General features: G+C 59.6%; 19 protein-coding genes. 15 read left to right on the forward strand and 4 right to left on the reverse strand.

Annotated elements, in window-relative coordinates:
- The 14 genes from PV768_RS13925 (at nt 1) to PV768_RS13990 (ending at nt 19,323) form a co-directional block, all read left to right on the forward strand.
- Nucleotides 1-1,266: a dihydrolipoamide acetyltransferase family protein gene (locus PV768_RS13925; protein WP_421093298.1), complete on the forward strand. Its 1,266-nt coding sequence runs from the start codon at nt 1-3 to the stop codon at nt 1,264-1,266.
- 224 nt (nt 1,267-1,490) lie between these two features.
- A complete protein-coding gene (gene ppsA / locus PV768_RS13930) occupies nt 1,491-3,902 on the forward strand; it encodes a phosphoenolpyruvate synthase (protein WP_421093299.1) in 2,412 nt (803 codons plus the stop codon).
- Between the two features lie 47 nt (nt 3,903-3,949).
- The gene (locus PV768_RS13935; protein ID WP_421093300.1) at nt 3,950-4,768 is read left to right on the forward strand and encodes a pyruvate, water dikinase regulatory protein; all 819 of its coding nucleotides are present in this window, start codon (nt 3,950-3,952) and stop codon (nt 4,766-4,768) included.
- A gap of 144 nt (nt 4,769-4,912) precedes the next feature.
- Nucleotides 4,913-5,206, forward strand: a complete 294-nt coding sequence (locus PV768_RS13940; RefSeq protein ID WP_421093301.1) for a hypothetical protein — start codon at nt 4,913-4,915, stop codon at nt 5,204-5,206.
- Nucleotides 5,207-5,313: 107 nt separating this feature from the next.
- Entirely contained in the window at nt 5,314-6,210 is an 897-nt protein-coding gene (locus PV768_RS13945) for a serine hydrolase domain-containing protein (protein WP_421093302.1), read from the forward strand.
- A gap of 52 nt (nt 6,211-6,262) precedes the next feature.
- On the forward strand, nt 6,263-7,222 hold the full coding sequence (gene lipA, locus PV768_RS13950; protein ID WP_421093303.1) for a lipoyl synthase: 960 nt from the start codon (nt 6,263-6,265) through the stop codon (nt 7,220-7,222).
- 127 nt (nt 7,223-7,349) lie between these two features.
- Nucleotides 7,350-9,035 (forward strand): thiamine pyrophosphate-dependent enzyme, encoded by a 1,686-nt coding sequence (locus PV768_RS13955; protein WP_421093304.1) that lies wholly within the window; start codon nt 7,350-7,352, stop codon nt 9,033-9,035.
- Between the two features lie 90 nt (nt 9,036-9,125).
- On the forward strand, nt 9,126-10,628 hold the full coding sequence (locus PV768_RS13960; protein ID WP_157238257.1) for an NAD-dependent succinate-semialdehyde dehydrogenase: 1,503 nt from the start codon (nt 9,126-9,128) through the stop codon (nt 10,626-10,628).
- Between the two features lie 179 nt (nt 10,629-10,807).
- The gene (locus tag PV768_RS13965) at nt 10,808-11,083 is read left to right on the forward strand and encodes a hypothetical protein (RefSeq protein ID WP_421093305.1); all 276 of its coding nucleotides are present in this window, start codon (nt 10,808-10,810) and stop codon (nt 11,081-11,083) included.
- 822 nt (nt 11,084-11,905) lie between these two features.
- Nucleotides 11,906-12,706, forward strand: coding sequence for a GntR family transcriptional regulator (locus PV768_RS13970; RefSeq protein WP_421093306.1), 801 nt, complete (start codon nt 11,906-11,908; stop codon nt 12,704-12,706).
- A 184-nt stretch (nt 12,707-12,890) separates the two neighbouring features.
- Nucleotides 12,891-15,623, forward strand: coding sequence for a UxaA family hydrolase (locus tag PV768_RS13975; RefSeq protein WP_421093364.1), 2,733 nt, complete (start codon nt 12,891-12,893; stop codon nt 15,621-15,623).
- 36 nt (nt 15,624-15,659) lie between these two features.
- Complete coding sequence (locus PV768_RS13980) at nt 15,660-17,000, forward strand: NAD(P)H-dependent oxidoreductase (protein ID WP_421093307.1); 1,341 nt, start codon at nt 15,660-15,662, stop codon at nt 16,998-17,000.
- Between the two features lie 38 nt (nt 17,001-17,038).
- A complete protein-coding gene (locus PV768_RS13985) occupies nt 17,039-17,890 on the forward strand; it encodes a fumarylacetoacetate hydrolase family protein (protein WP_157238262.1) in 852 nt (283 codons plus the stop codon).
- Between the two features lie 107 nt (nt 17,891-17,997).
- The gene (locus PV768_RS13990; protein WP_421093308.1) at nt 17,998-19,323 is read left to right on the forward strand and encodes an MFS transporter; all 1,326 of its coding nucleotides are present in this window, start codon (nt 17,998-18,000) and stop codon (nt 19,321-19,323) included.
- Nucleotides 19,324-19,979: 656 nt separating this feature from the next.
- Here PV768_RS13990 and PV768_RS13995 read toward each other — a convergent pair.
- The gene (locus tag PV768_RS13995) at nt 19,980-20,390 is read right to left on the reverse strand and encodes a hypothetical protein (protein WP_421093309.1); all 411 of its coding nucleotides are present in this window, start codon (nt 20,388-20,390) and stop codon (nt 19,980-19,982) included.
- A 1,944-nt stretch (nt 20,391-22,334) separates the two neighbouring features.
- Here PV768_RS13995 and PV768_RS14000 point away from each other — a divergent pair.
- The gene (locus PV768_RS14000) at nt 22,335-23,369 is read left to right on the forward strand and encodes a DUF4192 domain-containing protein (protein ID WP_421093310.1); all 1,035 of its coding nucleotides are present in this window, start codon (nt 22,335-22,337) and stop codon (nt 23,367-23,369) included.
- 264 nt (nt 23,370-23,633) lie between these two features.
- Here the strand turns inward: PV768_RS14000 and PV768_RS14005 are convergent, their stop codons facing one another.
- Genes PV768_RS14005 through PV768_RS14015 form a run of 3 tightly spaced genes read right to left on the reverse strand, consistent with a single transcriptional unit; the run spans nt 23,634 to nt 26,680 of the window.
- A complete protein-coding gene (locus tag PV768_RS14005) occupies nt 23,634-24,377 on the reverse strand; it encodes an SDR family oxidoreductase (RefSeq protein WP_421093311.1) in 744 nt (247 codons plus the stop codon).
- 27 nt (nt 24,378-24,404) lie between these two features.
- On the reverse strand, nt 24,405-25,151 hold the full coding sequence (locus tag PV768_RS14010) for an SDR family oxidoreductase (RefSeq protein WP_421093312.1): 747 nt from the start codon (nt 25,149-25,151) through the stop codon (nt 24,405-24,407).
- A gap of 44 nt (nt 25,152-25,195) precedes the next feature.
- Entirely contained in the window at nt 25,196-26,680 is a 1,485-nt protein-coding gene (locus PV768_RS14015) for an APC family permease (RefSeq protein ID WP_421093313.1), read from the reverse strand.
- Between the last annotated feature and the right edge of the window lie 154 nt (nt 26,681-26,834).

The raw sequence follows: 26,834 nt of genomic DNA on the forward strand, positions 1-26,834 counted from the left end.
ATGGCCGAGATGCCACTGACCATGCCGAAGATGTCCATGACCATGGAAGAAGGCATCATGGTCGCTTGGTTCAAAGGTGCCGGAGATGCCGTCGCTGCCGGAGAGCCCGTATGCGAGGTCACCACGGACAAGGTGGAGATGGAGGTTGAAAGCCCGGTTGACGGAACCTTAAGCCGGATCGTCGCCTCCCCCGAAGATGTCATCAAAGTTGGCGACCCCATCGCTTTCATCAACACCGAGGCCGAAGACCTGTTTGGAGATCTCCTGGGCGGACAGCCAGAACCGACGGCGTCCCTCGAGGCGACCGACGGAGGGGCCGTTCCCGAGAACGCAGAGGCACCGGCCGCTCAACCCGCACAGGACAGCGCCCCGGCGTCCGTCTCCCGCCCAACTGCCGTCCCCCTCGCCCGCCGGCTGGCCGAGCAGGACCACCTCGATCTCGCAACTGTTAAAGGCACCGGTCCGTGGGGCGCGGTCCGCGTCCAGGACATCGAACAACTCTCTGCTAACTCCGTACATCCCAAGCAGGTCCAGCCCACCACGCCGGCGCGCCCAGCACAGGAGGTTGTTCCGGCATCCCAGACGGCGACGGTTACAGGAGTCGACCAAGGCTGGCTGAGGATGCGTACCCAGGTGGCGAAGGTCATGTCGGCGTCCGCGATCATCCCCCAGTTCACCGCATACGCGGATGTGGACCTCAGCAGACTGGCCAAGGTCCGCAAGACTCTCCTTGGAGGGGCAAGTTGGACGACCATTCTCATCAAGGCCCAGGCACTCGCCCTGCGCACGCACCATCATCTGAATGACTACTGGGAGGACTCGAACGTAGTTCGGAATCCCCATATCGGCATCGGGTTGGCCGTTGATTCGGAAAGGGGCCTTTTGGCGCCAGTGCTCCACAACCCGGACCTGGTCCCGCTCCTGGAGTTGAACGAGCAAGTGCGCTCAACCGCCCAGGCCGTGCGCGAGGGAAAGACCAGCCTGGCAGCCCTGTCAGGAGGGACTGCGGTGTTTTCGAACCTCGGATCTTACGGCGTCGATTCGTTCAACGCCTTGCTGACCCCCCGTCAGTCCACGGCCATTTCCTGCGGCACCGTTGGTCCGAAAGTCATGGCCACGGGCGAGGACACTTTCGGTGTGCGGACAGGCTGCACCGTGGGCCTAACCGTAGATCACCGGATCGCCGATGGGGCGGACGCCGCGCGGTACCTCAACACCCTGAGGGAGATCCTTTCCGATCCAACCCGACTGGGCGCAATCAAGTAGGGGCGAGCTTCAGGCCCCCCATCCCCGGGTAGCACGGTCCGCTCACCTGTCTTCGGAGTGGCCAAGCCCCGCCGCGACCTCCTGGCGGTCCCCGGAGGAAAGGAAGATGGTGTTCCGTGTCCAAGCGCGACCGGAACACCATCTTCCAAACAAACACAACGAACTGCTCCGGCACCCCAGAGGGGGCATGCCGGGCTCAGACACGCAACCGGCAAGGGAACTCAGTGGGAAATATTTTGTGGTTTTCGGAAGTAGGCATGGACGACGTGCATCGCGTCGGAGGCAAGAACGCCTCGCTTGGCGAGATGATTCAGAACCTGACCGCCGCCGGCGTCAATATACCTCCTGGTTTTGCAACCTCCGCTGATGCCTTCCGGCATTTCCTTGCCTCCGCGGGTCTGACGGACCTGATCGAGCGAGAGCTCAGGGATTTGGACGTTACTGACGTTGAAGCCTTGGCTGCCAGCGGTGCCCGCATCAGGGCCGCGATCAACGCAACACCCTTCCCCGAATCCTTCGAAAAAGAAATCCGGGACGCGTATCAGACGCTTGTGGCTGCAGCTTCGGAGGACCAGGTCTCTTGGGCCGTACGCTCGAGCGCGACCGCAGAAGACCTTCCTGATGCCTCGTTCGCCGGGCAGCAAGAAACGTTCCTCAACGTTTCCGGTATCGACAACATCCTGGTTTCCGTCAAGGAAGTTTTTGCGTCCCTCTACAATGATCGCGCCATCGCCTACCGGGTCCACCACGGCTTCACACACGCGGATGTAGCCATTTCAGCTGGTGTGCAGCGTATGGTGCGCTCAGATCTTGCGGCATCGGGTGTTATGTTCACCATGGACACCGAGGCGGGATTCCAGGAAGCTGTCTTCATCACCTCGTCGTATGGGCTGGGTGAAGCAGTGGTCCAGGGTGCGGTGAATCCTGACGAGTTTTACGTGTACAAACCCGGCCTTCGGGAAGGCCGGCCCGCCATCCTGAAGCGAGGCCTCGGCGAGAAAGCTGTGCAGATGGTTTACGCCGAAGCGGAATCAGGGCGTAACGTCGAATTCACTGACGTCCCAGCCGAACTCCGTGACCGGTTCAGCATCAGCGATGACGAAATCCATGAACTCGCCCGGCAAGCGCTCAAAATCGAACAGCACTACGGACGCCCCATGGACATCGAATGGGGCAAAGATGGATCCGATGGACGCCTTTACATCCTCCAGGCACGCCCTGAAACGGTCCAGTCCCGGCAACCGGCAGGACTGCTGACAAGGTACCGCCTGTTGGAACAGGGTGAAGTGCTCCTGGAAGGGCGCGCGATCGGACAGCGCATCGGCGCCGGAACCGTCCGCGTCCTCGGCTCGCTGGAGAACATGTCCCAGTTTCAGCCGGGAGAGGTACTCGTCGCAGACATGACCGACCCTGACTGGGAACCGATCATGAAGCGGGCGTCAGCCATCGTCACCAACAGGGGCGGCCGCACCTGCCATGCGGCTATCATCGCCCGGGAACTGGGCATCCCTGCAATCGTAGGCACGGGCAACGCAACCACTGCACTCTCCGAGGGCACGGAAGTGACAGTCTCCTGCGCCAGTGGAGAAACGGGACTCGTTTTCCAAGGAAAGCTCGACTTCGAGATAGAGGAAAATACCGCAGAAGAAACTGGCGAGCTGCCCACAAAGATCATGATGAACGTCGGCACCCCCGAGCAGGCATTCAGCTTCGCCCGGTTACCCCACGCCGGTGTTGGGCTGGCCCGGCTGGAATTCATCATCAATCGTCAAATCGGCATCCATCCCAAGATATTGCTTGCGATGGAAGAAAGCGGCCCGGGGCAACAGCCGGGTATCCCGGAAAGCACCATGGCCGAAATCCGACGCAGAACGGCAGCCTACGCCGGCCCACGGGACTACTACATTCAGCGTTTGGCCGAGGGCATCGCCACGCTCGGGGCAGCATTCGCCCCACACCCGGTAATCATCCGACTCTCGGACTTCAAGTCCAACGAATATGCGAACCTTCTGGGCGGGAACCAGTACGAGCCCGAAGAGGAAAACCCGATGATCGGATTCCGTGGAGCCGCGCGCTATCTCTCTTCCGACTTCCAGGCCGCCTTCGAGCTTGAATGCCAGGCAGTGAAGTACGTGCGCGACATCATGGGACTAACCAACATCAAACTAATGGTCCCCTTCGTCCGCACGGTGCCTGAGGCGCGCGCCGTTGTTGACCTGCTGGCGGCCAACGGGCTGAACCGTGGTGTGAACGGCCTGGAAGTGATCATGATGTGCGAACTCCCGGTCAACGCATTGATGGCCGACGAATTCCTCGAACACTTCGACGGATTCTCCATCGGCTCCAACGACCTGACCCAGCTCACGCTTGGACTCGACCGGGATTCAGCGCTGGTTGCCGAAAGCTTCGACGAAAGAAACCAGGCCGTAAAACACCTGATCAGCCTTGCCATCCAAAGTTGCAAAGCACAGGGCAAATACGTCGGGATATGCGGCCAAGGGCCCAGCGATCACCCCGACTTCGCTGAATGGCTCGTGGCCCAGGGGATAGATTCTCTCTCCTTGAACCCTGACAGCGTTGTGGAAACCAGGGCGCGGATTGCTGCCATCAAGGTCAGACCACTCACGACTGTCTAGCTGATTGCCCGTCGCTGAGTAGCGCTCCTGCTCCCCAAGGAAACCATGTGAACCATCCACTCGCACGACCAGTGTTTTTTCTCTCGGACAGTACGGGGATCACTGCGGAGACCCTCGGCAATACGCTTCTCACCCAATTCCCTCAAGAACGATTTGACAGGGACACCATTCCCTTCGTCACGTCACAGGAACAAGCAATTGAAGCGGTTGCCAGGATTGACGGCCTGGCTGACATCGGGCCGCGCCCAATCGTCTTCTCCACAGCCGTCAACAGCGAGATACGGGCAATCCTCAGCCGCAGCGGGGGGCTGCTTATCGATTTCTTCGGGACCCATATCGGAGGACTTGAAGCAACGCTAAACAGCCCCGCTAGCGGTGAGCCCGGGCAAGCGCATGGTCTTGGGAATGTCGCTAGATACCAATCCAGGATGGCTGCCGTCGAGTATGCTCTCGAGCACGATGACGGTCAGTCAATCCGCGCGCTGGAGCATGCTGAATTGATTCTTCTGGCACCGTCCCGCTGCGGGAAGACTCCTACCACGATGTATCTCGCGCTGCAGCATGGCCTCCTTGCTGCCAACTTCCCGCTCGTAGAAGAAGACTTCGAACGGGGCATGCTTCCACCCCTGCTGCTTCCACATCTCAGCAAGTGCTTTGGGTTAACTTCTGACCCGGTACGGCTGAGCCAAATCCGCAGCGAACGCCGCCGCGAATCAAAGTATGCCTCCTTGCGGCAGTGCCGATACGAAGTGCGCGAGGCGGAGGAAATGTATCTTGCAAAGAAGATCCCCTACGTCAACTCAGCAAGCATGTCGGTGGAGGAAATTGCGGCCACCATCCTCCAGCGAATGCACCTTCATCATTGATCGCGATCTCCTGCACACGCCTGTCGGCGGCCAAGGACCACTAGGGCGCAAAGCAAGGCAACACGTTCCGTGTGCATTACCCCTTTCAAGCCCCGAGCATCACAGAGGCGGCACTGCCACCTGACCGTCCCAAAGGAAAAAGACATGGATATCGACAGGCCGATGTCGCCGATCACAACACGGACCGGCGGTAGCTTTCATGGAAAGCAATCCGTCATGAATTGGGGAAGGATTCAAAGGGGAACGCAGATCGCGCTCATCCAGGATTGCCAACGAATAGCATCTGGCTGGGTTGATGACGTGATGCCTGACGGCAGCGGACTCTGGCTGATCCAACAGGACGACGGCGAACGCAGGTTCTTCCTCAAAGTGGACGGCATCTCAGCGGTCCGGCTGCAAGGGATGCCGTGCGGCGGCCTTCCGTTCCCTAAAACTTGACGACGAGTCGCCAGCATAGAGGGGATGCCAGATCCAGCGGGCTCGGCCTGACGGGCACCCTACTCACATCCCATTTCACATTACAGCCAACATCGGAAAGGTACCCAATGCCCGCGCCAAACGCCAACGACGGCCCTCCCCTGGCCGGCAAAGTCCTGACGCATCTGCAAAACTGGCCCGGGGATCCGTCTCTGGCAGTGGTCGGAGAACAAGGGATTCTCGGTTGTCACGATTCCGGTCGAGTTTATCGCTTTGCCTCTGTCACGAAGCTACTGACTGCTCTGACCGTGCTGGACGCTGCGGAGAGCGGTGCCATCTCACTCACTGATCCAGCCGGACCTAAAGGTTCCACTGTTCTCCACCTGTTGGCGCACGCTTCAGGTGTGAACTTCGAAGACGGGAGGGTTAAAGCCCCCGCCGGATCCCGAAGAATTTACTCCAACGCAGGGATCGACATTGCCGCCGCACACCTTACTGCCACGAGCGGCAAAGATTTCAAGGACGAAATGTGGGACCGAGTACTGGAGCCTTTGGGCATGCGGCACACCACACTGCGCGGCGCACCGTCCAAAGGCGCTGAAGGGACAATTGCTGATGTGGCGCTGCTGGCTCAGGAGCTGCTGCAGCCGATGTTGTTTCCTGGCTCTGTAGAGAGGCTCTCATCCCTCGCCTTCCCTGGCTTGTCCGGCTTCCTTCCAGGCTTTGGACACCATGCCGACAATGACTGGGGTGCAGGAGCTGAGATCCGAGGGACCAAGTCTCCCCACTGGACCAGCCCGGATAACTCGCCCACAGCCTTCGGACATTTCGGCGTCAGCGGCAGCTTCCTGTGGGTGGACCGCGATGCAGGACTGGCTTGCGCTGCACTTTCGACTGTGGATTTTGATACTTGGGCAGCCCGCTCATGGCCCGAGACCTCGACGGCCGTACTGCGCTCGTACGCCCTCCCGAACCGTAGGATTCCGGCAGCTGTATCTGCAGGCATGCCTCAGCCCACGACTTGATCGCCGCAATGACGGCCAGGCATAAACCAAAGAAGCAATAAGGAGTACGAACGTGAGTGTGGTGCCAGAAGGCCGGCGTTTGCTGCGCGTGGAAGCGCGCAACGCCGCTACACCTCTCGAACGCAAACCCGAGTGGATGAGAAGTAGGGTCAAGACCGGGCCGAGTTTCGTTGGACTAAAGAAACTGGTGCATCGTGAAGGCCTCCACACGGTTTGCGAGGAGGCGGGGTGCCCCAACATTTTCGAGTGCTGGGAAGACAAAGAAGCAACGTTCCTGATCGGCGGCTCGCAATGCACGAGACGCTGCGACTTCTGCCAAATCGATACGGGAAAGCCGGACCCGCTTGATCTGACGGAACCGGTTAAAGTCGCGGAGTCTGTGCGGACCATGGGCCTAAAATACGCCACAGTCACTGGAGTCGCCCGGGACGATCAGGCCGACGAGGGAGCCTGGCTATACGCCGAAACCATCCGCCAGATCCATTCTCTAAACCCGGGAACCGGTGTGGAAATACTCATTCCTGACTTCACCGGGCACCGCCCGCTCATCCAACAGGTCATCGACGCCCGCCCCGAAGTTTTCGCTCACAACGTGGAAACAGTCCCACGGATTTTCAAGTCGATTCGTCCCGCCTTCCGCTATGAGCGATCCCTGGATGTCATCCGGCAAGGCCAAGAGAACAACATGGTCACAAAGTCCAATCTCATACTGGGCATGGGCGAGACCCGTCAGGAGATATCCGAAACGCTACAGGAACTGCATGAGGCGGGATGCGATCTGATCACCATAAATCAGTACCTACGCCCAAGCCCCAGGCACCATCCTGTTGCCCGCTGGGTCAAACCCGAGGAATTCGTCGACCTTCGTAGAGAGGCAGAGGAAATCGGATTCCTAGGGGTCATGAGCGGACCCTTAGTTCGTTCCTCATACCGGGCCGGTCGGTTGTGGGCAGAAGCCTCGAGCAAAAAAGGCCACAAACTTCCTAACCAACCTGCAAATCTTCAGGCATAACACCGGCGTACCGACCGTTTGGTATTGTCGCCGCCTTCCGGAACAGAGTCGTCTCCCCCACACCGAATGACTCCGGAGGGTCTCACGCCACCTTCATCCGAAATCGACCACAAAAAGGCACTTAGCAATGACGCAGACCCTAGCGGACCAAACCGCGCTCACTACCCATGAACAGGCGCCGAACCTGAAATCGGCAGGGCACGTTATCGTGGACACGCTCGTCGCCCATGGAGTCAAACGTGCCCATGTGGTGCCCGGCGAAAGTTTCCTTGATGTCCTTGACGGGCTTTACGACTCTGAAATCGAGACGGTTGTTTGCCGTCACGAAGGCGGGGCAAGCTACATGGCGGAAGCCGACGGCAAGATGCACCAACTTCCGGGCATCGCTATGGTTACCCGTGGGCCGGGGGCAGCAAATGCACACGTGGGCTTGCATACGTCTTGGCAGGATTCCACCCCAATGGTGCTTTTTGTGGGTCTAATCCCATTCGCACACCGAGACCGCGAAGCCTTCCAGGAGTTCGACATCAAGGCGTGGTTCGATAGCGGCGCCAAGCGCGTCATGGTCCTTGACCACGCGGAACGTGCCTCTGAAATCGTCGCTGAAGCCATGTTCGCGGCTATGAGCGGTCGGCCAGGTCCAGTGGTGGTCGGTCTCCCCGAAGACGTCATCCGTGAGCAGATCTCCTCCGAACTGCACCCTCCCATCCCGGTAGCTGCTGGGGGGATGACAACAACGGACGCAGCTGCACTGTCTGACGCCCTTGCCGCGTCCAAAAAGCCGCTCTTTGTCACAGGCGGGAACGACTGGACCCAGGAATGCGCCGACCGCCTCACAGGGTGGCTGGAAAAGCACCACATTCCCGCGGCAGCTGAGTGGCGCACCGAGGGCACGGTCCCGTTCGACTCACCGTCCTACGTTGGCCCCATAGGTTACGGGCGGCCCCGCCCAACATATGACCTACTCGAAGAAACGGACTTGCTGGTTTTTGTGGGCACCGTCCCCGGGGACGTTATAACGGACGGCTTCGTCTGTCGGCAGGATTGGAACAAGAAGAACTTCCTCGTCACCATCGACCCCTCGCTCCGCGGCCGTTCCGGTCCAGTTTCCTACCAAATCGTCGCCAAACCGGAGGTTTTCATCCGGGACTTGGCTAAGATCAACCTTCCCGTCAAAGACGAATGGACGAAGTGGACGGCCAAAATGCGCGCTGAACAGGAATCCTTCGCAGCGCTGCCCCCGGCCACACCCTCTTCCGGCCAGGCACGGATGGATACATTGATGGCGAACCTTGTGCCCACGCTGCCTCGGGACGCCATGATCACGTTAGGGGCGGGCGAGCACACCAACTGGGCACACCGCTACTTTCCCACGCAGCGCTACGCGTCCATGATCAGCGCCCGGAACGGCTCCATGGGGTATTCCGTTCCCTCCGCGATCGCAGCCTCCCTGGAATACCCCGGCAGACGGGTCGTCACCATCGCTGGAGACGGCGAGTTCCTCATGAACGGACAAGAACTTGCCACAGCTGCCCAATATGGGGCAACTCCGTTGGTGATTGTGATGGACAACCAAGAATACGGCACCATCCGCAGCCACCAGGAAAAGCACTACCCCCACCGGGTCTCAGGCACCCAGCTCAAAAACCCTGAATTTGCGCTCATGGCCCAGGCCTTCGGAGGTTTTGGCATAAAAGTCCAACATGATTCCGAAATTCCCGCTGCTATAGACGCTGCACTTCAGGCAATCGATCATGACAAAGTGTTCGCACTTATCCACCTCGTGGTCGAGCAGAGGGTCAAAGCCTACTAGGCGCACCCCTCAAGTGCAGCGCCAGCGCCTAAAAACCGCGGTTGAACCCGCACGCAATGCAAGCAACCGACACCTCCGAAGGATTTTTCCATGACTGTCTCCGAGATCTCCGCTGCCATCACCCAGGAGCGTGAGGCGTCCCTGCTCGCCTCGGTGCCCACGGGCCTGCTGATCAATGGGGAGTGGCGGGACGCGTCCGACGGCGGCACGTTCGACGTGAACGACCCCGCCACCGGGCAGGTCCTCGCCACCCTCGCCTCCGCCACGAGCGAGGACGCGATCGCCGCGCTGGACGCCGCTGACGCCGCCCAAGCCTCCTGGGCCCGCACCGCACCCCGGACCCGTGCCGACATCCTGCGCCTGGCCTTCGACCTCGTGACCGAACGGGCCGAGGACTTCGCGCTGTTGATGACCCTGGAAATGGGCAAGCCGCTGGCCGAAGCCCGCGGCGAAGTCACCTACGGCGCCGAGTTTCTGCGCTGGTTCTCCGAGGAAACCGTCCGGGACTACGGCCGCTACCTCACCACCCCCGAAGGCAAAAACAAGATCCTGGTTCAGCACAAACCCGTCGGCCCCTGCCTTCTCATCACCCCTTGGAACTTCCCACTGGCCATGGCCACCCGCAAAGTCGCACCCGCCGTCGCCGCCGGCTGCACCATGGTCCTCAAACCCGCCAAACTCACCCCGCTCACCGCGCAATACTTCGCCCAGACCATGCTCGATGCCGGACTGCCCGCCGGCGTCCTCAACGTCGTCTCTTCCTCGTCAGCCTCCGGGATCTCCGGGCCGCTGTTGAAGGATTCGCGGCTGCGGAAAGTCTCCTTCACCGGCTCCACCCCGGTCGGCAAACGGCTCATGGCCGACGCCGCGCAGAACGTGCTGCGCACCTCGATGGAACTGGGCGGGAACGCACCCTTCATCGTGTTCGAAGACGCCGACCTCGACGCCGCCGTCGAAGGCGCCGTAGCGGCCAAGATGCGGAACATGGGCGAAGCCTGCACCGCAGCCAACCGCTTCCTCGTTCAGAACTCCGTCGCACACGAGTTCACCACCAAGTTCGCTGCCGCGATGGGCGCCCTGATCACCGGACGTGGCACCGAGCCCGCAACAAAGGTAGGTCCGCTGATCGATGGCGGTGCCCGGGATGACGTGCACGCCCTGGTGAGGGCCGCCGTCGACGCCGGAGCAGTGGCCGTTACCGGCGGCGCCCCCGTAGACGGGCCCGGCTACTTCTACCAGCCCACCGTCCTTGCGGACGTTCCCAACGACGCCGCGATCCTGGGCCAGGAAATCTTCGGGCCCGTAGCGCCCGTCACCACCTTCAGTACCGAGGAAGACGCCATCCGGCTCGCCAACGCCAGCGAATACGGCCTCGCCTCCTACCTCTACAGCCGCGACTTCAACCGCCTCCTGCGCGTAGCAGAGCAGATCGAGTTCGGCATGGTCGGCTTCAACGCCGGCGTTATCTCCAACGCCGCCGCGCCCTTCGGAGGTGTCAAACAATCCGGTCTGGGACGCGAAGGCGGATCAGAAGGTATCGCCGAATACACCACCACCCAATACATCGGCGTCGCCGACCCCTACGCCAGCTAACCCTTCCCAGGCGGGGTGCGTCTCCCGCGAGCCGGCTCTGGCAACTGGTTGGCGGGCCTTCACCCGTTCCTCTGGCAACTGACGGGTGTGGGCAGTGTGGGGTTTGGATGAAAAACATGCATGCCCCACCCCCGCAGTTTCGGAGTACACCCCCCATCTGAGCTCGAGGGAGCATTGAAATGACTTACATGGAGCCCGTCGTTTTCTTCGATCCGTTTGCTGCTGAGCACCTGACGACACAGCCTTCATCATGTCCTGAACCTTCGAATCAGGGTCGACCTGAAAGCTCGCCAGCGCGGCAACCCGCTCAGTCTCGCCGCGAACGTGAAGTGCAACAGCTGATCCATGACCTGGCACTTTTGGCGGCAAGAAGAAAAGCGCCTGCCACGGACGCTGAAGCGCAGGGCTTGGCGAGGCGCCGGGTCGATGTCACCAGCTGGGGCAACGAACTCTGACTACTTGTCCAGTTACTCAATATCCAAAGCTGACATCAGAGACCAGTAGACGCGAAGAGCAGGCAGTTCAACAACTCCTACTTGTCGCCCACAACCGATCCCCTGGCGGCCCGGCATGCGGGAACGGCGGCCGAGGTAGCGCCACTTGCCGCTTGCGCTTCATAAGACATGAAGGGGCCTCGTCTTCGACTGGTTGTCCGCGCTCGTTTCGTTTGAGTTTGATTGACCACATTCGTCGGTTCAGTGCATCAAGACTTGCATGCCCAGCACAGTGCCGGCGCGTTTATCGTCGAGCCGCGTGATCAAGTCCTCGGGCAGATCTATAGATGACGCGCCATATCAAAGCCAGACAACTGTATACAGTTGGCTCGGCTTAAACATCACGGCCAGAAAGTCAGCCCTTAGCAATCAAACCGAGTACCAGGAGCAGTGAGTTGTCAGCGCAGCGCTCTTATCAGCAGCCGTTTTCGCCCTCGATACCCCATCAAACACTGCCTGCGACCGGGGCAGCACTACGGCAGCAGCTCAACATATTCTCACCAGGCTCATACGGAAGGGCAGCCCATGTCAGAGGCATTCAAGCGCTTTACCGCACTCATCCGGCTTCGATTTGTTGAATCAGCATGCGAGGGAGATTCCCACTGCCACGCCCAGCTCCGCGACCTTCTAGCGGTACCCGATCTATGGGCCTACGGGTCTAGCTCGGACTGGATCCGCACAGATGCTGGCGATGCCACTCGCGCCCCCTGTTGCAGCACAGAGGGCTTGCGCGTAAAGACATGATGTGTCAAACTCGGAGCTAGAAAGTGTATACAGTTTGGCATGAAGCTTTGCATGCGAGTGCGGCATTCATCGGAAGGCGGCAAGGTCGAGATGGCTGAAACATCAATGGAAGCAGTAGCCGGTGACACCGCTGCTGAACCCCGGAAGCTAGTTTCGTTCGCCCACCGTCAGCTGAGGGAGGCGATACTTACCAATGCGATTCCCGCGGACTCCACCATTAGCCAGGTCCAGCTTGCCAAGCATCTTGGCGTGAGCCGTACTCCGCTGCGTGAGGCACTCCGTCTGTTGGAGCATGAGGGCCTCGCCACCGTGGAAGTGAACAAGAAGGTGACGGTGGCCAACGTTTCGCCGGAGGATTTGGACGCACTCTATGCATTACGGATCCAGCAGGAATCACTTGCAATTTTTACGTCGGTGCAGAAAGCCGATCAGGACCGCCTTGACCGTTCGCGCGAGCACTTGGAGGGCATGCAATCTGCGATTGGCGACCACGATTATGTGCGCTGGGCTAATCATCACCGCATCTTTCACATGAGCCTGGTCGATGGCGTAAGCGATAGGTTTTGCAAATCCATTCGTCAGAATTTTGACCATGCTGAGCGATACCGCAGGATCTACGTCAATGAGTCTGATACAAACTGGAACCAGAGCCAGGTGGATCACCAAAGCATTTTTAATGCCCTAGTCGAGGGAAACCCGGCAGCGGCAGCAGAACTACTCGCCGGCCACTATTCACACACGGCCAAGGGCGTGCTTGCGGCCATCGACGCCGGATATACACCGGAACTGATGAATGCCGCAGTAACGATGGCGATCAGTCTCCGATTTCAGCAGAAATAACACCCAGATCCGCGTTCGAACCCACGCAGTTGGTTCCCCAGCATTACAGCGCCCAAGGCCCGCAAGCCAATTTTCCAGTGATCTACCAAGCGACTAGGTTTACCGCCTTTTGCTGCCTCAGGCGAGGGGGGAGCCGGGCCCGCTAAGACAACGCGATGAAATTTCCAATGGAGGAAGCGTGAGCATGAATACGTGCGGCCAATCAGGCCCCATTAACAGCCAGCAGAAGAACACGACGCCGCGGTTCCTTCTGCCCGCGGCCGCAGACAACGCAGCCATCGCGACTGAACGAATTGAAGCTGGCGATCTCATCGAAATTGACGGTCAGCTGCTCGCCGTCAAAACGGCTATTCCCAAGGGCCATCGCTTGTGCGTCAAGAGAATTCAGAAGGATGAAGAGGTGCTTTCTTGGGGTTATCCGTTCGGCTACGCATCCGTTGATATCAATCCTGGAGAATATCTTTGTAACGAACGGATGAAAGATGTCCTGACGATGCGGAACCCCCAGGACTACCCTCTTGGTCTTAGCGTAAATTTTACGGACAGGGACAGCACCAGGGAACAAACGCTCCCGCAGCGGCAGACCCTGGCCAAGAACGAGCGCAAGCAGGATTCCGGTCCGGCGTTCATGGGATATTACCGAGGTCCCGGTCGCGGTTGGGGCACTAGGAACGACGTCGCGATTATTGGTGTCACTTCACGCGCCCGGTCTCTGGTACTGGCGGCTACGGACGATCTCCAGGGTTACGTGCGTGGCTTGGAGAACGTCGACGCCCTCACGCCCGTCGTCCACACTGAAGGCGGCAGTTCCGGAGTCATGCACAACAAGGCCCTGCTTCTCAGGACGTTGGCCGGGTTTGCTGTAAATCCGAACATCGCAGCTGCTGTGTTCGTGAACGACCCCGATTCACCCGTTTCAAATGCCGAACTGCTCCACCAGCTCAATTCTTTCGGGAACGCCCATCTTGAGAGCAAGATCCGGTACTTCGTCAGCGACGATGATTCCGGCGAATCCGTTTCGGCGCTGACAGCACTCGTCCGGCCGCTCCTTGATGGTGCCGCGAAGTGTGTGCGCGAGCCCGCGCCGTTTGAAGGACTGAAAGTGGGGCTGCAGTGCGGCGGTTCGGACGCCTTCTCCGGGGTGACAGCCAATCCCTTGCTCGGCGCCGTGGTCGAGAAGCTGCTGCAGGCCGGCGCCACGGCAAACCTCGCCGAGACCGACGAACTTATCGGCGCCGAAGAGCACGTGCTGGCCAAGGTAGCTGACCGAAACATCGCAGAAGAGTTCCTGGCCAAACTCAACAACTTCAAAGATTATGCCCGACGCCACGGCCAGACCGCTGAAGGCAATGTTTCAGGAGGCAACCTCTACCGCGGTCTCTACAACATCACGCTGAAATCGCTGGGCGCTGGACGAAAAAAGGACCCCAACACCGCGCTCGAGCACGTCATCGCGTACGGAGAACGCATGGAGCTTCCTGGTTACTACTTCATGGACAGCCCCGGTAACGACTTGGAAAGCATCGCAGGTCAGGTCGCGGCCGGAGCAAACCTGATCCTTTTCACCACCGGAAACGGTTCGATCACCAACTTCCCGTTCGTTCCCACAATCAAGATCGTGACCACGAACGAACGCTTTGCCCTGCTCGAAACGGACATGGACTTCAACGCCGGCCTGCTACTCAATGGGCTGGGACAAGAAGACACCGCACAACAGTTGTTGGATCTCACCTGCCGCATTGCCTCTGGTGAAAAGAGCAAAGGCGAGTACACCGGACAGTCACAGGTCCAAATTTGGAGGGATTGGCGACAGGATGGCAGCCGGACCACGGACGCAAAACTCGGCTATTCCACAATCTGCTCCGGGGAACCCCTCCTCCCTGCCGCGCAACAAAGCGCGGTCCCGGCAGATTTCTCAAACAATTATGGCTCCGGAACGGAGCGCAGGCGGACTATCGAGATCCTGCCAACGAGCCTGTGTTCAGGCCAGGTCGCCGAGCAGATCGCCGCCAAGATGAACGCATCTCTCGCGGATGCAGGGTCAAACGCATGGGAAGTGGTCGCCCTGCCACACACGGAGGGATGCGGCGTCTCCGGAGGTGACGCAGAGGAAATCTATACCCGGACGATACTCGGCTACGCGATGCACCCGGCTGTCTCTCACACCATCTTCCTTGAGCATGGATGCGAGAAGACCCACAACGACTTCTTCAAAGACAGTTTGAGGCGCCGTGGAGTTGATACAACACACTTCGGATGGGCCGGGATCCAGAATTCTGGAGGCATCACGGCAGTGTCGGGCATCGTCGGCGACCTTATCCAAGAACATATCCGCGGACATGCAGTCAGCCCCGATGTACCAGGTGCACCGGCCAGCCGCATCATCGGCCTGGCAACAGCGACCACACCCAGCGAAACGGTGGCTGGAATGGCAGCTGACCTTGTCCAACGCCTGCTTGCCGAAGGAACCAGCGTCATCGTAAGCGAAACCGACCATCTGCTGACTTCGGAGACGTTCCTAATGGAACTCCAAATCGATGTCGCCGGGCCGACGATTCCCTATTCGGGATCAGTCGAGGCAGCTGGCCTGCATGTCATGCAGGCCAGCACGTCGGACTGGCTAGAGATCTCGACCGGGCTGGGCGCCACCGGCGCCGAAGCTCTCCTCGTTTTTGCCAACCAGCGCCCTGTCCAACCGCACCGGATGCTTCCGGTCCTTCAGATCGGCACCGGAACCACGCCCAGCACCCACAAAGTGTTTGACATCACCGCAGACAACCAGGATTTGTCGGTGACCAGCGGCGAAATCATCTCCAGACTCAACGAAATCCAGCGAGGTCACTACGTGCCTGTAGTGACTGCCCGCCCCAACGTGGGATTCCAGATATCGAGAGGGTCCTGGGGTATTTCGCTCTAAACATCCACAAGAACCGCCGAAAGAAAGAAAATTACCATGTCAGCACTGCTAAAGAACAAACTCGCCGCCCGCGCAGCCCAAGGTAATCCAATCCGTGTGGGATTCGTAGGTTCAGGCCGGATGGGCACCGGAGCCATCTGTCAGATCGGACAGATGCCCGGTATGGAGGTCACCGCCATCGCGGACATCAACACCGATCGTGCAGTTGAGGCATTCGAGAAGTCGGAGGTGAAACCCCAGCTCGTCACCGTATGCAATGAAGCAGCGGACGCAAAGCGCCTGATCAGCCAGGGACAGCGCATCGTCACCAACGACTGGCGGCTGCTGCTCGAGATCGGCGTTGACGTCATCGTCGAATCAACCGGAGTGCCCGAAGTCGGTGCCGAGGTCGCCATGCAATCAATCCTCAACCACATCCACGTCGTCATGCTCAACGTGGAGACAGACGTCGTTGTCGGTCCGATCCTTACCTCAATGGCCGACCGCAGCGGAGTCGTATACACGGTGTCGTCCGGCGATGAGCCTGGGCTGATCGGTGAGCTCTACGATCGATACACATCCCTGGGATTTAAGGTCATTGCCACCGGCAAGTCCCCCTCCAGCATCGGCGAATACGACCGCTACGCCACCCCTGACAGCGTGCGGGCGGATGCAGAGCGCTTGAAAATCAACCCCCACTTCCTCGTCACATTCCGGGATGCCACCAAAACCATGATCGAGATGGCAGCCGTATCTAATTACACGGGACTCAGAGCAGATGTCCGCGGCATGCATGGGCCTGTGGCTGGTGTCGAGGAAATCTGCCGGTTCTTCCGCCCTAAGGCCGAAGGCGGCGAACTCAACGGCACGGGTGTCATTGACTATGCGCGCCCCCTCAAGAACGACGACGGCAGCATCGACTTTTTCCGCTCGGTTACCCCCGGCGTCTTCATGGTCATCTACACCGACAATCAGCAGATCCGTGAAGACCTCGACTACTTGGACGTTTACGGCGACAACGGTTACTACGTCATGTACACCCCCTACCACCTGGTGACCAACGAGATCCCTCTCTCCATCGTCCAAGCGGTCGACTTCGGTGAGCCCACCGTGTTCCCCAAATACGGTCTGGTGTCGGAAGTCTTCGCAGCCGCCAAGAAGCCCCTCAGGAAGGGCGAGACCATCGACGGTGCCGGCGGGTTCGCCGTGTATTCCCTGGTGGACGACTACGAGACGTGCAAACAGGAGAACGTAGTTCCCCTCGGACTGCTCACGAACGCAAAGCTCACCCGCGACGTCGAAAAGGACCAGGTCATCACTTACGACATGGTCGAAATCAACAAGGAATCAGCCCTGTATCACCTTCGCTGCCTCCAGGACTCCATGGCCACGGCCTGACCCTGCCGGCCGTCCCTCATACAGACAAAGGATTCTGAATGCGCATCGCATCTATCAACGACCGTGCCACACTGATATTTGAAAATGGCGGGGACCTGCAAGGCGTCGACATCGAAAAATGGTCAAACGGCAAGTTTCCGTCGAACACACGTGAGCTACTCGCCCACCTTGACGAGCTGAAGTCCTGCGTGAAAGACCACGATTTTGACTCCGACACTTTCCCGGTTTCATGGGATTCATTGGAAAGTCCGATCACCGACCCCCGCCAAATCTTCGCCATCGGTATGAACTACCAGGCGCATGCTGAAGAAGTCTCGATCGCAGCTCCCGAAGTTCCAGCCGTTTTTACTAAATTCTCAACGTCGCTGTCAGGGGCACGGAAGGCAATTCAACTCCCCTCCGACAGCGTCGATTGGGAGATCGAACTCGTTGCCATCATTGGGCGCGGAGGCCGCAACATCTCCAAAGACGAAGCCCTGGATCACATCGCCGGCTACGCGGTTGGACAGGACCTATCAGACCGCGCCCTGCAATTCGCTGCAAGCTCATCACCCCAATTCTCACTCGGAAAGTCTTACGCCGGCTTCGCCCCAGTAGGGCCTTGGATGACGACCTCCGACGAGGTGACGGACCCCGGACAGTTGAAAATGCGCTGCACCGTAGGCGAGGAAGTGCTCCAAGACGGATCCACCGCAAACCTGATCTTCGACATCCCCACTCTGGTGGAGCACCTGTCATCCGTCGTTGAGCTTGCCCCGGGAGACCTGATCTTCACGGGAACGCCTGACGGCGTGGGCTTCGGTAGAAACCCCAAACGCTACCTGCGCACAGGCGAGGAGCTCGTCAGCACGATCGAGGGACTAGGCGAGATCAAACAGCTCTTCTCGTAAGCGAACTGGCCCTAAATGAGTCAGATCTTCCAATTCAAGAGCGGCCACTTCAACGGGGAGTGGCCGCTCCCCTTCCTCCAGGATCCACGGTTCAAAGGAGAACAACAGTGAGCTCCACCCTTACCCAGCGCGAGAAGAATCGCGCAACTGCTCTCGGCACCATGGTCGGTGCCGGCATCGAATGGTACGACTTCTACGTCTTCGGCATCGCAGCCGCCCTGGTCTTCAACCGGATATTTTTCCCTGGCGTTGACCCGGCCACCGGCACACTGCTGTCATTCGCTACATTCGCTACCGCATGGTTTGCCCGTCCTTTGGGCGGAATCATCTTCTCGCACCTCGGAGACAGGCTGGGCCGCAAGAACATCATGCTGGTGACACTCATCCTCATGGGTACAGCCACCACGGCAATCGGGCTGCTCCCCGACGCCGGCGCGATCGGAGTCTGGGCACCCATCAGCCTTGTCATCCTCAGATTCCTCCAAGGCCTGGCCTGCGGAGGTGAGTGGGGTGCCGCCACCGTAACCGCCGTTGAAAACGCCCCTCCGGGCAAACGCGGGCTGTTCGGCGCCTTCCCACAAATGGGTGTGCCGATGGGACTGTTTCTTTCCTCGGGTGTATCTCTCCTCTTCTACATGCTTCCCGAAGATCAGCTCCTCGCTTGGGGCTGGCGAGTCCCCTTCCTCCTCACCCTCGTGTTCGTCGTCGTTGGCCAATACATCCGCCGCCGCCTGCCCGAGAGCGAGGACTTCAAAGAAGCGGCCAAGAACGGCGAAATCGTACGCTTCCCGATGCTCGAGGCGCTACGTCGCCATCCCCGCGCAGTCCTGACCGTGTTTCTGGGACAGGCCATCATTAACGTCACCTTCTTCACCTCGACAACCTTCATCCTCGACTACGCCACCAAGCACGGATCCTTCGAGCGCACGACCGTCCTGGCGGTCGTTGCCCTTGCTGCTGTGGTGGATTTCTTCGCCATCCTCGCCGGCGGCCTGCTGGCAGACCGGATCGGAGCCAAGCGAGTCTACCTAACCGCCTGCGCAGCAGGAATCGTAGTCTTTGCGGCGATATTCCCCTTGACCGACACCGGCAATATCCTGGCACTCACTCTCGGCATAGCAGTCCTATTCCCCCTGGTACACGGCCTTGCCTTCGGCGCACAAGCCTCGTTTTTCGCAGGCCTATTTCCTCCCAACGTACGACTTTCGGGCATGTCCACCGGATTCCAGTTTTCAGGCATGGCATTTGGTGCACCACTCCCGCTGCTGGCCGGTTTCCTGATCGCCGCCGCTGGCGGCTCCCCTTGGCTTCTGATCGCCTACATCGGTGTCGTCGGCCTCATCAGCACCATTGGTACCCTCACCTCACCGCGCGAGTACGCGCCGGTCTTATCAACTCAGAAAGCGTCCCACGCGCACGCGAGCAACATTTAAGCGTTAGGTCTGGGATTCCCTGAAAATCAAGGTGCCCAGCACCGGTTCCGTAGCGCGACTCGCGGGTCGGACCTCCGATTCACGCTTGGATCAAGGTAGCCGTCACTCCTAAGCGGTACCCTTTCAAGTCCCAGGTGGCAGCGGCTTTGGGCCGCTGCCACCTTTTACTTTCAAAGACAACGGAAGCCAGATGACACTGCACCGCGTCACGCCACGGAAACATCTCGAATGGGAACTTACTGACTGACGCACTGGTTGAATTCCGCCACCACGGCCAAGTGATCAGAACTGGTTTCGTGGAAGACGCAATGCCCACTCCTCCGCCGTTTGGATAGCGCCCGACGCCTACCCATCCCCTCCGGATATTTGAGGCGGCCCAAGGCCATTACGTATGGGTCACCGCAGAAGCTCAGCGGCGACGTTAACCACCGGATGACATCGCAACAGTTCTTCGGAAAGAACTCACAGAAAAGCGCCTGAGGCGGCACAACGTCTGCCAGACCAAGTCACTGTTCAACCTCCGTGAACGGGAGCAGAAGTAGCTGCGAGGAGTATGAATGGCCGGCCTGCTCCCGGCTGCCCCGGAAGACGCAAGGCCTGACGGGCGAGGCTCGAGAGTACCACCGGGTACACGCTAAGGACGGGTGCCAACCTTGTTATCTCGGGATCGTGATGCCCAGCCTGGCCATGCGCCGGTAGATGGTCGCCCTGTTGATGCCGAGTTCGGTTGCCGCACCGCTTCCTGGGGCCCCTGGCGGCGAGAGACACCGGACGATTTCCTGACGTTCGACAAATTCGATCCGACTAAGGTTCAGGCTCCGTTTGCCCAATAGGTATGCGGGCAGATGGCTGACGTCGATGGTTTCTGTCTTGGCCGGGGCGGCTTGGATGACAGTAAAGAGTTCGTCGATGTTTTCCGGCCAGTCATGGGCCATTAGTGCCTTTTCTGCGGCAGAAGTGAAGTTGATTTCCCGCAGACGGATTTGGCGGGCAGCATATCTGGCCAGATGCATGACATCGTCGCCGCGTTCACGCGGCGACGGAGTGGAAACCACTGGTTCGAGCATTCCCGCCAAGGGATTCGGGATCCCGTCGAGCCTCTCGGCAGTGACGGCCCATGCGAGAGGGAGCGCTTCCGCTCTGGGAAACAGAAAGTGACCTCAGGGCGCGGAGGGCCTGGGAGTGGAGCTCTTATGCCGCCCAACAGCGCACCACAACTACCATGCCGTAAAGGAAGAAGCTTTTCCGAGAAGCTTTGCACCACAACTGGCGAAGTCATGTTGTGACCGCGGTCCCAGACACATGAATAGGTGTTGGCCACCCCCGACCAACCCGACAGAACTTGAACGAGGACCCGCATAACCCAGTACAGAGCAGGCGGAAGGCCACCCAGCCAGGGACTTGAACCGGCCACCCCACACACATGTATAGGCTCCACGGCGGCCGGGCCACAACCCGCAAACCTAGCGTCGGAAGGACACCACCACAATGATGTACACAGGTTAAAGCAAGAAGCCCCTCTGGCGAGGGGATATGCTCTGCCCGAGGTATGACTCGAAATGCATTCCAGGCCTTGAAAGTATTGGGAACCCGCGAAAACATGCGGAATCCAGGTCCGTTCGGCAGCTGTACGACCAGGTAGGAGGTCAAGAGTGTGGACAATGTCCACTCTCTTCTTTTTGGCGTCACCGGGGTGATTCCTCGACCGAAACCACCTGTCATTCTTAAGCTCCCATGTCGCCAGTCAAGCGGCAGTTGAACCATTCCCGTATTGGCTAGAGACTCGCGACTTTATGGAATCGAAGCTGCGCTCGGCCCCTCAACGGCCGCGAACAGATCCGACACTTCCTCGCGGGCAGGAGAGTATGACTTATCTAACCGTGGGCTCATCCCGTGGTGCCGGCCGTCGCTGCGTATGCCGTGGACTGCTCACGCACTTGCCGGATATAGGGATCGGAGTGGTTGTAGGCGTAAATCGCGTCGGTCCACCCGTCAGCGGTTGTGAGGTCGTGGCCCTGCGCGCACAGATAGGTTGCCGCGCTGAGGGCGGCATCATCGATATTGAATGGATCCGCCGTTCCATCCCAGTTCCCGTCCCGTCCTACGGGCTGCCACGTCGAAGGAGTGAACTACATCGGCCCCACAGCACGGTCCCAGCGGGTATCCCCGTCCAGGGTACTCACGTCCTCGTCGGCAATGGCGGCGAACCCGGCACCGTCAAGCACCGGGCCCACAATGCGGTGGCTCACCTGCCCCTTTGCAATGGGCTGCCTCCGCCAGCAGCCCGGATAACCCAATCGGCATCCGGGCTCATGGAGACGTTCACGGCTGTGGTCATGGCGACTAGATACCGTTTCGAGCTCAGCCTCCGCTCGCGGCGGTGAAGTAAAGGCGCGCCGGGCATGGACGCCGGGTTGCCCAAGCGCCCAGAACAAGGAAGCCGTGGAGACACAAACCGCGAACAGGACAAAGACGACGAGGCGTCTGAGACTAAGGTCCTCATCAAGCGAGGTTGACAAACAAGCGCGTGGTCATGATTTTCAAGGCCGCTCATTACGGAACTTCACCGAGCACCGACTAATCAAACCATCCCAAAGCCCCACCGTTGACAGGGGCTGAGCCCGGCACCGATTCCCCTCCTACGCCGTGAAGCGCGGCACCGACTCCTTATAGCTTAGTAGCTCATCCCACCGCAGAAGTCATGCTGCCTGATCCCGGTAACCCGATGAACAAGTAAAAGGCTAACTACTGCTTGTCATTCTGATATGCCCATGATCGCTGGGCGGGTCCTCCGCGCAACCAGGGCGCTACCGCGCCGACCCCGATAACGAAAACTTCTGCACACACATCGTGGGTGCAGTCCCTTGGATGAAGTTTTCGTCCCCCGGCGCCGGTCCCCCAAGTTGCACGCCGGCCCCTCAGCCCAGCGGGTGGTCCCCTACCAGAACGACGCCCACAACCAACAACCGCAGAAAAATCACCACTACTAGGGTGAAGGGAAATCACGGATCATGGAGAAGCTTACGATCACAACACCATCAGATGTCCTCAGCTTCATCGGACACACCTTGGGCTTCTGGCCCCAGGAAAGCCTGGTCTGCATCACCCTGAACGAAAACAGCATCGGCGCGACCCTGCGCATCGACCTGCCCCGCCAACCCGGGCAGGAACTCCCCTACGCACGCACCGTCGCCCACTACCTCACCAGCGACACCACTGCCACATCCATCCTCTTCGCCGTCTACACCTGCGAAACCACCCGCCCCGGCCAAGCCAGACCCCATTCCGGCACCATCGCCGCGCTCACCGGGGTCCTCGCCGAACAGGGCATCACCATCCGGGACGGACTCTTCGTCGGCGACGACACCTTCTCCCCCTACGACGGCGTACCCGGCACCAGCCTCACCCTGCCCGTCAGCTCCACCCAGACCAGTGCCATCAACGCCGAATTCATCTACCGCGGCAGCTTCATCGACCCCACCGACCAAGTCACCCTCCCAACCACCAGCCAGGAAAAGACCAAAGCGGCCGCCGTCCAACACCACATGGAATGGATCAGGACCCAACCAATAGATACCGCGCTCCAGCACGGCCGGAAACTCTGGGCAGACATGCTCAACTCCAAGGTCTTCCCAAGCGACGACGACTGCCACGCGCTCGTTGCTAACCTGCAGTTCCCTGCGATCCGCGACCGGCTCATCGCAGACATTCCCGGCGTGGACGAACCGATACAGCAGATCCTGTTCGCCCAAACCGACCAGGCCCCGAAGTGGTCACGGATCGAGTGGGCACAACAACTGCTCCTGCACGCCTACACCCGCACCAGCCCACAACACGCAGCACCGGTCCTCACAGCCATCGGCTACATCAACTGGTGGGAAGGCAAAGGCAGCAAAGCACACCAATTCCTCCAACTAGCCCTCGACACCGACCCCGCCTACCGCCTCGCCCGCCTCAGCGACCAAATGATCGGCTCCGGCCTCGTCGCCGGCTGGAACATGAACAAAAACACCGCCTACAAGGCACTGCCCTACGACCTGCCGTGAAGCACTTGTATCGCAGCCAGGAGGTGACGGAATATCCATTATCGGCTCTCTACCCGGCTAGCGGACGCGGGCGTGAGAGCTTCCGTTTCCACGATGTCCGGGCTTTCCCAGTTAGAGAGCTGGCGCGTAATGCCTCGAGCCTCCGCCAGGAAGGCGTCCTTGTTGCGACCAACGGCCTTGGCTCTGTTTACCGCGATAACTGACCAATAAATGCACGAAAGTGCTGAACGATCATTGCCCTTGCAGCTACCCCCCCAAGCACGCTTAGCCCGCCGTATACGCCCCGTCCACGACAACTTCGCTGCCGCTCATGTACGACGACTCGTCTGAGGCGAGGAACAGCACGGCTGAGGCAATCTCGTCAGGCCTGGCCCACCGGCCGAATGGAAAGCTCTCCGGCGGCAAGGAGGTGCCGGATTCCGTGCTGTTGAGCAGCATGGGTGTCTCCGTCTCTCCGGGACAGACAGCATTTACGCGAATGCCGTCTGCGGCCAGCTCAAGGGCTGCGGCTTTTGTCATCCCTCGGACTGCCCACTTGGACGCCACGTAGGCAAAATTGTCTTCGAAGGCCACCAGGCCGGAGGTGGAACAGATATTCACTATTGACCCGCCTCCGGCGTATCGCATTGCTGCAATAACACTTTGCATGCCAAGGAACGAGCCGATTTGGTTCACATCGATAACGGACCGGTATGTTTGCTCCGTAACGCTTTCGACTCGCGTCGATCGGAAAATTCCTGCGTTATTCACCATGACTGTCGGCGCTCCGAAATTGATTTCGCAGTGCCGGACAACCTCTGCCCAATCGGACGCAGAGGTAACGCTGTGGTTGGGCAGGAATTGGAAATTGTCGGAGCCCAGCTCGTTCACGAGCACACGCCCCTCCCCCTCAACAAGGTCAAAACCCACCACCTTTGCTCCCTCCCGTGCCAGGGCGCGGACATGTTCCACGCCCATGCCGCTGGCTGCTCCGCTCACGATCGCGATCTTGCCCTTGACTCGGTCCAATGTTCTTCTCTTTCTGTTTGCTGGGTGCTACTGCGCGGTGAAGGCGCCGTCGATGACAAGTTCGCTTCCGCTCATGTATGACGAGTCGTCCGAGGCGAGGAAGGCGACGGCGGCGCTGATTTCTTCAGGTTGCGCCCACCTTTTGAATGGCAGGTCAGTAGCTGGCGGAAGCGCTCCTGAGGGGGTGTCAGCTATGGCGCGAATCATCGGGGTGTCCGTGTCTCCCGGACATACGGCATTAACCCTGATGCCAGCTCTCGCCAGTTCCAGTGCTGCCGCTTTTGTCATTCCGCGCACCGCCCACTTTGATGCGACGTAGGGGAATAAATCGGCAAACCCGACGAGCGCTGCGGTGGATGCGATGTTGATAATGGATCCGCCGCCTTCCTGGAGCGATGGAATCAAGGCCTGCATTCCCAGGAAGGTGCCAACCTGGTTGATATCGATCACGCGGCGGTAGTCTTCCTCGGATACCTTTTCCAGTGTTTGCAGTGGAGAGATACCTGCATTGTTGACCAGTACATTCGGCGTGCCAAAATGCTGTCGCCCTGCCGATACCACCCTGGCCCAGTCCTGGGCATTCCTAACGTCTCCTCGGAGGAAGATCAGTTTATCTTCGCCAAATTCATGCACGAGTAGGGGTCCCGCGCCCTCATGCAGGTCGAAAGAGATGACCTTCGCCCCCTCCTGGATCATCCTGCGGGTGTGGCTGACGCCCATGCCGCTGGCTCCTCCGCTGATGACAGCGATCTTGCCGGTGAGACGTTGTGTCATGGTGGTGTCCTTCTTGGTAGTCGTGTCCGTAAGCCGGTGACCGCCTACTGGCGGCCGATTTTTTGGTAGACAGCAGGCTTGGCCTTCTGCAACCAGCGGCAGTACACAATGCCGCCCACCCACACCAAGGGAATAAGGATGGTGAAGGCCAAGGAAGCGATGGGTCCCGCCCCGATTAGCGAATCAACGTTGAGGAAGCTGAGCACCAGCACGATGGCGAGGCTGCCCAAGGCCAAGGCCGGGGCAATCGTCGTCTTCCATACCCCGCGACCTGGCACCTTGTGCTGATGGAAGTAAACGAGGACTGCTACGGAGACCAGGACCAGGAGCGCGACGACGACGATCGCACCTAGGCCGTTCAGGCGGATGTAGACCGTGAAGGCCTCCGTGCCGGCGGGGTCGAAGGCAGTGCCGGCGGCGATGGCTACAACTGCCGCGACTTCGAGCGCGGTGACAATAAGCGAGGCTACAAATGGGGAATGATGCCGGGCGTGTGCCACGCCCAGCGTCCGTGGTAGGACGCCGTCTTTGCCAAGAGAGTAGGCGTACCGGGCTACAGCGTTGTGTTGGGCCAGGAGGCAGGCAAACGTCGAGGAAACCACTAGGACGTTGATGATGCCAGGCACCACACTGCCCACGTAAGAAGCGGCGAGGTCGCCGAACATGGAGGCAACTGCTCCGCCCGCCCGGGCATCAGCCACCCCTTGCGGCCCCAAGGCAGTCAGCATTACCCAAGCCGCCACGAGGTAGAACAGCCCGATAAGGATGACGGCAATGTAGGTCGCCCTGGGAATTGTCTTGTTGGGGTCTTTGGCTTCCTCACGGTAGATCGCCGAGGACTCGAAACCCCCAAAGCACAGCATCGCGAACAACAGCACAAGACCAAAGTTTCCAGTGCTGGCACCGTCCCATGTCAAGGCACCCAGCGGTGGACCAGCAGGGCCTCCGTCGAAAAATACCCGCAGATTGAACACCAGGACGAGGACGACTTCCAGGATCAGGGCCACGCCAAGTGTCTTGGCCGAGAGCTCGATTTTGCGGTACGCAGCTACTCCCGCCAGGAGGGCGCCGAGCAACCCATAGAGGTACCACGGCAGATCGGGCCCATGGAATGTATCGACTACCAGCGCGCGTCCGTACACGCCAAACGCGGCCCACGTGGAGAGAAGGAGGACCAGGTAGCCCGACATGGCGAGGAAGGCGCCACCCAGCCCGGTCTCTCTGCCCAAGCCGGCAGTGATGTAGGCGTAGAAAGCGCCTGGGCGTTCCACATATCTGGTGACAGCCGTATATCCCACGGAGAACAAGAGCAGGATGACTGTGGCGACCCCCAGTGCGGCGATAATCCCGTTGCCCCCGAAGGCAACCATGGACGGCATCAGTCCCACAACCACCAGCAGCGGAGCGGCCCATGCTACGACGGAGAACAGGATGCTTCCAACGCCAAGATGGCCGCGAAGCTGGCTTGAAGGTTCAGTAGTATTGCGGAGGGCCGACTCGTGGCGTTCGGCACTGGTGAAATTACTCATAGTGGATCCCCTTGTCGAATTACTTCAGGTAATCGTGAGGTCGAGACTCCTGCAGGTACATCTTCGGACCTTGCGATGACTGTAGGCTAACGAGCGTTAGTTAGGCAAGGGATTTTCACAATATTTAGCGGCTCCAGCAGCCCCTCGCTGATTC

This window comes from Pseudarthrobacter sp. CC4 (genome assembly GCF_048957775.1).
Taxonomy (GTDB): Bacteria; Actinomycetota; Actinomycetes; order Actinomycetales; family Micrococcaceae; genus Arthrobacter.